This is a genomic window from Mesorhizobium sp. M7A.F.Ca.CA.004.12.1.1 (assembly GCF_003997835.1).
In the GTDB taxonomy this organism is placed as follows: Bacteria; Pseudomonadota; Alphaproteobacteria; order Rhizobiales; family Rhizobiaceae; genus Mesorhizobium.
In genome coordinates this window covers 1-7,509 of record NZ_RZRK01000252.1, presented here as the reverse complement: position 1 = coordinate 7,509, position 7,509 = coordinate 1, and the positions used below count along the sequence as shown (strand labels likewise).

Genomic DNA, 7,509 nt, shown 5'->3' with positions numbered 1-7,509 from the left:
GCGCTGATCGTCGCAGGCGGCATCGTCTACTCCTGCGGCGTCATCTTCTTCGCCTGGAAGGGGCTGCGCTTCCACAACGCGCTGTGGCACGGTTTCGTCGTCACCGGCGCCGGCCTGCATCTGGCCGCCATGGTCGACTGTCTGGTCATCAATCGCCTCTGACATTCTCGACGCGGCAATATTGCCAAGCGCCATTCAATTTGGTCACAATTCCGTTTAGAGTCGCGGTTTACGTGATCGGCGGCGGCATCGGAAACGGGGCACGGATGGCTTTTCTCAGATCCTTCGGCATGGGCAGACGTTCTGATGTCCTGATCTACGACCCGCATAAATTATCGAGCCCGCAGGTCTTTCTGCTGACCATGGTGATCTTCCTGGTCATCGTCGCCTTCATCGCCGCCATCCTCACCCGACAGATCTCAACCGCTTTTGGCAGCAATCCCGGCCTCAATGGCCTGATCGTCGGCGTGCTGGTGGTCGGCATCCTTTTGGCCTTCGCCCAGGTCGGGCGACTGTTTCGCGAAGTGCGCTGGGTCAACTCCTTCCGTGCCGGCTCGGAAACGACAGAACCAGTGCTTCTGTCCCCGATGAAGGCGATGATCGGCCGCTCCTCGGCGACGGCCTTCTCGACCAGTTCGATGCGCACCATGCTCGATTCCATCGCCACCCGCCTCGACGAAAGCCGCGACACCTCGCGCTATCTCGTCGGCCTGCTGGTGTTCCTCGGCCTGCTCGGCACTTTCTGGGGACTGTTGAACACCATCGGTTCGATCCGCGAGACCATCGAATCGCTCGATCCCGGCACCGGTGACGCCGCCGCGGTGCTCGATTCCCTGAAGCAGGGGCTTTCGGCGCCGCTGGCCGGCATGGGCACCGCCTTCTCGTCCTCGCTGTTCGGCCTCTCCGGCTCGCTGGTGCTCGGCTTCCTCGACCTGCAGGCCGGTCGCGCCCAGACACGCTTCTACACCGAACTGGAAAACTGGCTGTCCTCGGTGACCGACCTGTCGTCGGACATCGTCGTCGCCGACCCAGCCAAGACCGAATCCTCCGACGAGATCCGGGTGCTGTCGGAAAGGCTGCGCTCGATGCAGGAGAATGGCGGCGGCTCCAACCCGCGCGTCGCCACCGCCATGGCCAATCTCGCCGACGGCATTTCCGGCCTGGTCAAGAACATGCGCTCGGAACAGCAGATCATGCGCGACTGGGTCGAAGCCCAGTCCGACGAGCAGAAGGCGATGCGCAACACGCTGGAAAAGATCGCCGATGCCCTGAAGAAGCCCGGAGTGCACTGAAGTGGCACTCGCCAGGGGCCGGCGCACCGATCGCCGCATCGACTACTGGCCGGGCTTTGTCGACGCGCTGTCGACGCTGCTTTTGGCCATCATGTTCCTGCTCACGGTCTTCGTGCTGGCGCAGTTCCTGCTGGGACGCGAAATCTCCGGCAAGGATACGGCACTCTCGCGCCTCAACTCGCAAATCAACGAGCTGACCCAGTTGCTGGCGCTGGAGCGCTCGACGGCGCAGGACAAGGATGATTCACTGGCCAATCTGCAGGCGTCGCTGTCAGCCGCGCAAGCGGAAAGGAGCCGGCTCCAACAGTTGCTGGCGCAAGGCGCCGGTGCCGGCGACGCCGCCAACCAGCGCGCCGCGGCGCTGGGCGGCGAACTCGACAACCAACGCCAGATCAGCCAGCAGGCGCTGAGCCAGGTCGAGATCCTCAACCAGCAGATCGCGGCACTGCGCAAGCAGATCGGCGCGCTCGAGGATGCGCTCAACGTCTCCGAAATCCGCGACCGCGATTCCAACACCAAGATCGCCGACCTCGGCCGACGCCTCAACGTCGCTCTGGCACAGCGCGTGCAGGAGTTGAACCGCTACCGCTCCGACTTCTTCGGCCGCTTGCGCGAAATCCTCGCCGACCGAGAGAACATCCGTATCGTCGGCGACCGCTTCGTCTTCCAGTCGGAAGTGCTGTTCCCGACCGGCTCCGAGGTGATCAACGATGCCGGCAAGGTCGAGATGAAGAAGCTCGCCGACGCCATCATCGAGTTGCAGAAGGAAATCCCGCCCGAGATCAACTGGGTGCTGCGCGTCGACGGCCACACTGACAATAAGCCGCTCTCCGGCGCCGGCCGCTACCGCGACAATTGGGAGCTGTCGACGGCGCGTTCGACATCGGTGGTGAAATTCCTGATCGAAAACGGCGTGCCTGCCAACCGGCTCGTAGCCGCCGGTTTCGGTGAGTTCCAGCCGCTCGACCCCGCCGACACCGAAGAGGCGCGCAATAAGAACCGCCGTATTGAACTGAAGCTCACCGAACGTTGATCCAAAATCACGCGAACTTGTTCGTCGGCTCAACTCTAGAGCGCAGATAGAGGCCGACAAGGCCTGAAAAGATTATCTTTTTTTAATTACACATTGTCGCAGGGCGATCCTAACTTGCCGCCCGGGCCGAGAACCGCCGGCGATGAACCCCCTCATCGCGACGCGACGGAACCGGACGGCCCAAGGCCGGAAGGCAGGCGGACAACCGCCGCCTTCCTCTACAAGAGGAGACGCGTGATGCGCTCTTTCAAGACCTCGCTTAGAACTGCTACACTCACGGCGCTCCTCATCGCCGTTCCGCTTGCCGGCGCCTATGCCGCGGGCCATCACAAGGGCGCTCTCGACGCGGCCGATCCGACCGACATGACTGGCCCGCGTGTCGAGGCGCTTATCGCACAGGTGCAGGGCGTCCGGCAGGGCATCGTGGACGCAAGACAGGCCAACAACATCACCCCGGCCGTGGCGGAACGCCTGGAAATGCGCACGGCCCACATCGGTCAGGCGGCAGAGAAAGTCGCCGCGTCCGATCACGGCAGGATACCGGCCGCGCAATATCATGACCTGCTGCGCCGGCTCGACAATGTCGACCAGCGCCTGAGGGTCGATACCGGCAGCGGTTTCCTGATGGGCGACGGCGACGACGGCGGCAACTACCCGAACGGCTGAGGCCATAGCGCCCGAAACGGTCCAAGAGGAAGGGATCACCTGACGCTTTCGGGAGCCATCCCGCGGGCGTCCTTTTTACCAGCCCAGCCAGACCGCGATCAGCGCGGCAATCGCCGGCGCGGTCTGGATAAACAGGATTTTGCGGCCAACCGTTGCCGCGCCATAGAGGCCGGCAACAGCCACGCACAGCAGGAAAAACACCTTGACCTGGAAACCGGCCGCCCCGAGGTAAAGCCCCCAGATGAAGCCGGCGGCGAGGAAACCGTTGTAGAGCCCCTGATTGGCGGCGAGCACCTTGGAGGCGCTGGCGAATTCCGGGGTCAGGTTGAAAGCCTTGTGTCCGCGCGGCGTGTCCCACAGCACCATCTCCAGATAGACGATGTAGGCATGGATCAAGGCCACCAGCCCAACCAGGATGTTGCCGATCATTTCGTCCCCCTTGCGTTGTCGCCGGCAGCATTCCATGCGCGGCATCGCCTGCGCAAGGTGCATTTGCCCGACGGCATCCGAGGGTTGCCAACGCATTTGTGTTGGTGTCTTTTCGCGCCGTCCCCAATCACGGAAGCCGCCATGTCCTTTCAGAAACTCGATGACCTCTGCCACAAGCTCGAAGCGCTCGAGCATGCACTGGCCATTCTCGGCGCCGATGAGGCCACCCACATGGCCGTCGGCGGTGGCGAGAAGCGTGCCGAGGCGATGTCGGCACTGGCCGGCATGTATCACACCAGGGCAACGGCGCCGGAGATAGCCGACTGGATCGCTGCGGCCGAACAGGAAGCATTGGGTGAAGAGCAGCGCACTGCGGTCTCGGAACTGCGGCGCCAATACGCCAACCTGACCTGCCTGCCGGTCGAATTCGTCGAACGCCAGACGACCGCGCGCATGCGTTGCGAGCAGCTGTGGCGCGGCCTGCGCGCCAAGAACGACTGGGCGGGCTTCCAGCCGGCGCTGGAGGGCGTCGTGGCGCTGGTGCGCGAGGAAGCGGCGCTGCGTGCCGATGTGCTCGGCCTCGCCCCCTATGACGCGCTGATGGAGCAGTACGACCCCGGCAACCGCACCGCCGACATCACGCCAGTGTTCGCCGACCTGAAGGCTTTCCTGAAAGGTTTTGTGCCGGAGGCGCTGGCTATCCAGGACGCACGGCTGCGCAAGCGCCCGCTGAAGCCGCTCTCAGGCACCTATGCGATCGACCGGCAGCGCGAGCTCGGCCTTGCCATGATGGCGGCGGTCGGCTTCGACCTGACACACGGGTCGCTGTCGGTGTCGCACCACCCTTTCTGCGGCGGCGTGCCGAGCGACGTGCGCATCACCACCCGCTACAAGACTACAGACTTCCTGTCGGCGCTGATGGGCGTACTGCACGAGACCGGCCATGCGCTCTACGAGCAGAACCTGCCGAAGGCATGGTCGCACTGGCCGCTCGGCAAGGCGCGCGGCATGGCCGTGCATGAAAGCCAGAGCCTGTTCGTCGAGAAGCAGCTCGGCCGCAACCCGGCCTTCTGGCGCTGGGCGCTGCCGGTGGTCGAAAAGCATCTCGGCGAAGCCTGGTCGCTCGACGACATCCTGCCGCATGTGCATCGCGTCGAGCGCGGCCTGATCCGTGTCGATGCCGACGAGGTGACCTATCCCCTGCATGTCATCCTGCGCTACGAACTGGAGCAGGAACTCGTCGCGGGTCGGCTGGAGGTGGCTGATCTGCCCGAAGCCTGGGACGCCAAGATGCGTGACTATCTCGGCCTCTCCACCATCGACAACCCCGCCGACGGACCGATGCAGGACGTGCACTGGCCGGGTGCGGCCTTTGGCTATTTCCCATCCTACACGCTGGGCGCGATGATGGCGGCGCAGCAATGGGCGGCGCTGACGCGGGATCATCCTGCCGCCGACGAGGATCTCGCCAAAGGCAATTTCGAGGCGATCAACGACTGGCGCCGCGAAAAAATCTGGTCGCAGGGATCACGCTGGTCGACGCCGGACCTGCTCGAACGCGCCACCGGCGAAAAGCTCAACGCCACTTATTTCGTGAACCATCTGAAGCAGCGATACGGAGCCGTATAGCGGCTGCCGGCACAGCGGCAGATGTTTCTGCCTACTCAGCCGCGCCCCTGAAAGCACTGGCTCCGGTTTCGAACTGCAGCTTGGCCAGCCGCGCATAGATGCCGCCCTTGGCGACAAGGCTTTGATGCGTGCCTTCCTCGACGATCGAGCCGCCATCCATGACCAGGATCCTGTCGGCCTTCAGCACCGTTGCCAGGCGGTGGGCGATGACGATCGTGGTGCGGCCCTGCATCAGCCGTTCCAGCGCCGTCTGCACCAGCGTCTCGCTTTCGGCGTCGAGGGCGGAGGTGGCCTCGTCGAGCAGCAGGATCGGGGCGTCGCGCAGGATGGCGCGGGCGATCGCAACCCGCTGGCGCTGGCCGCCTGACAGCGTCACGCCGCGCTCACCGACCTGGCTGTCATACCCGTTCTCGAGCTTGAGGATGAATTCATCGGCAAGTGCATCCTTCGCCGCCGTCTCGATTTCGGCCTTGCTGGCTCCCGGCCGGCCGAACCCAATATTGTCACGCGCGCTTGCCGCGAAAATGGTGACGTCCTGCGGCACGATCGCGATGCGCTGGCGGATCGAAACGGGATCGGCCTCGCGCACATCGACGCCATCGATCAGGATCTTGCCTGTTTCGGGATCGTAGAAGCGTAGGATCAGCGAAAACACCGTGCTCTTGCCGGCCCCTGACGGCCCGACGATCGCCACCGTCTCGCCCGGCATGACCTGAAAGCTCAAGCCATGCACGGCGGCACGGTCCGGCCTTGCCGGGTAGGAGAAGGAGACATTGTCGAAGGCGATCGCGCCCTTGGCGACGGCCGGCAGCGGCTTCGGATCGGCGGGAGCCTGGATCGCCGGCTTCTCGGCCAGGATTTCGGTCAGCCGTTCGGCGGCGCCCGCCGCCTGCGCAAGCTCGCCCCAGACTTCCGACAACGCGCCCAGCGCGCCGGCGGCGAACACCGAATAGAGCAGGAATTGGCCGAGCGTACCGGGCGATATCGAGCCTTCGAGCACGTCGCGCGAGCCGAACCACAGCACCGCCACGACGGACGAGAAGATGGTGAAAATGGCGAAGAAGGTAAGGAAGGAGCGCGCGAAGATCGAGGAGCGTGCCGCCTCGAAAGCAGCTTCCACCGCGGCCGAGAAATGCCCGGTGACCAGCTTCTCATTGGTAAAGGCCTGCAGCGTGCGCACCGCGCCTATCTGCTCGCTGGCATAGGCGGTGGCATCGGCCAGCGTATCCTGCGCCTGGCGTGATTTGCGCCGCACCGAACGGCCGAAAGCGACCAGCGGCAGCACAATGACAGGAATAGCGGCAATGACCAACCCGGACAGTTTCGGGCTGGTGATGACCATCATCCCCACCGCGCCAAGGCCGAGGATGACGTTGCGCAGCGCCACCGAAGCCGTCGCGCCGACCGCCGACTTGACCTGCGTCGTGTCGGCGGCAAGCCGCGACACGATCTCGCCCGACTGGGCGGTGTCGAAGAAGGCAGGCGACAGCGTCGTCACATGGGCGAAGACATCGCGCCGGATATCGGCGACGACGCGCTCGCCCAGCGTGATGACGAAATAGTAGCGGCCGGCCGATGCCGCCGCCAGCACGGCGGCCATCGCCACCAGGGCGGCGAAATATTCGGCAATGAAGGTGGTGCTGGACGACGAGAAACCATAATCGATCATGCGTCGCACCGCCAGCGGCAGCGCCAGCGTGGTTGCCGCCGCGATGACCAGCGAGATGATGGCGCCGACGACCAGTGTGCGATAGTGCGTGATGTAGGGGAACAGGCGCCGGAGCGGCTTGAGCGAACGCCGGCGCTCGTCTGCGCTGGTGATTTGCGCCATCCCGATGTTTCCTCCAGCCGCCCTTGGGGTCTGCGCCTCAATATGCGCTTGCCGCGGCCTTGTGATTCAATTCCGGCTGATGTATAGGCTCGCCGACCGTTTTAGAAGCCGTGGCTCCTCAATAGCTGCGGCTTCGAGTTTTAAAAAGAGGCGCATCGACGCAGGCTTATGCCCGTCAGCCGCGCCGGCAAGCCAGGAACCGAGCCATGAAGAGCGCTATTCATCCCGATTACCACACCATCAAGGTCGTCATGACCGACGGCACCGAATACACGACCCGTTCGACCTGGGGCAAGGAAGGCGATACGATGAACCTCGATATCGACCCGACCACCCATCCGGCCTGGACCGGCGGCCAGCAGACCCTGCTCGACCGCGGCGGCCGCCTGTCGAAGTTCAAGAAGCGTTTCGAAGGTTTCGGCATCTAAGTGCATGTCGCCCAAAAGTGCGAAGCGGTTTTGGGATAATGACTTGCACCAAGTAAGATCTTAAACCAAACGAGCTTTTTACAGATCAAAAACCCGCCTTCGTGGCGGGTTTTTTGTTGCGGCGCGTTGCTACTCGGCCAGCAATTCCCTCAGCGCCATGCGGCTGGCGATCTCGGTTGAGCGCCAAGAGGGCGACAGGCT

7 protein-coding genes and 1 pseudogene are annotated in these 7,509 nt (G+C 63.9%); 6 read left to right on the top strand and 2 right to left on the bottom strand.

Annotation, left to right across the window (positions count from 1 at the left end; all coding sequences use genetic code 11):
• From EN984_RS38800 to EN984_RS15245, 4 genes and pseudogenes are all read left to right on the top strand, one after another.
• Positions 1–162: pseudogene (locus EN984_RS38800) on the top strand (hemolysin III family protein); the annotation flags it as partial.
• 104 nt (positions 163–266) lie between these two features.
• Entirely contained in the window at positions 267–1,292 is a 1,026-nt protein-coding gene (locus EN984_RS15255) for a MotA/TolQ/ExbB proton channel family protein (protein ID WP_127383812.1), read from the top strand.
• 1 nt (position 1,293) lies between these two features.
• Positions 1,294–2,325: a peptidoglycan -binding protein gene (locus EN984_RS15250; RefSeq protein ID WP_127272583.1), complete on the top strand. Its 1,032-nt coding sequence runs from the start codon at positions 1,294–1,296 to the stop codon at positions 2,323–2,325.
• Between the two features lie 237 nt (positions 2,326–2,562).
• A complete protein-coding gene (locus tag EN984_RS15245) occupies positions 2,563–2,991 on the top strand; it encodes a hypothetical protein (protein WP_127269091.1) in 429 nt (142 codons plus the stop codon).
• A 75-nt stretch (positions 2,992–3,066) separates the two neighbouring features.
• Here EN984_RS15245 and EN984_RS15240 read toward each other — a convergent pair whose 3' ends face one another.
• Positions 3,067–3,420, bottom strand: a complete 354-nt coding sequence (locus tag EN984_RS15240; protein WP_127269092.1) for a DUF1304 domain-containing protein — start codon at positions 3,418–3,420, stop codon at positions 3,067–3,069.
• A 141-nt stretch (positions 3,421–3,561) separates the two neighbouring features.
• Here EN984_RS15240 and EN984_RS15235 point away from each other — a divergent pair, with 141 nt between their 5' ends.
• The gene (locus EN984_RS15235; protein ID WP_127269093.1) at positions 3,562–5,049 is read left to right on the top strand and encodes a carboxypeptidase M32; all 1,488 of its coding nucleotides are present in this window, start codon (positions 3,562–3,564) and stop codon (positions 5,047–5,049) included.
• A gap of 31 nt (positions 5,050–5,080) precedes the next feature.
• Here the strand turns inward: EN984_RS15235 and EN984_RS15230 are convergent, their stop codons facing one another.
• Positions 5,081–6,880 carry an ABC transporter transmembrane domain-containing protein gene (locus EN984_RS15230; RefSeq protein ID WP_127272584.1) on the bottom strand — a complete coding sequence of 600 codons (1,800 nt, stop codon included), beginning with the start codon at positions 6,878–6,880 and terminating at the stop codon, positions 5,081–5,083.
• A 206-nt stretch (positions 6,881–7,086) separates the two neighbouring features.
• Between EN984_RS15230 and rpmE the strand changes: the two genes are divergently transcribed.
• The gene (rpmE, locus tag EN984_RS15225; protein ID WP_023811830.1) at positions 7,087–7,308 is read left to right on the top strand and encodes a 50S ribosomal protein L31; all 222 of its coding nucleotides are present in this window, start codon (positions 7,087–7,089) and stop codon (positions 7,306–7,308) included.
• Positions 7,309–7,509 lie beyond the last annotated feature (201 nt).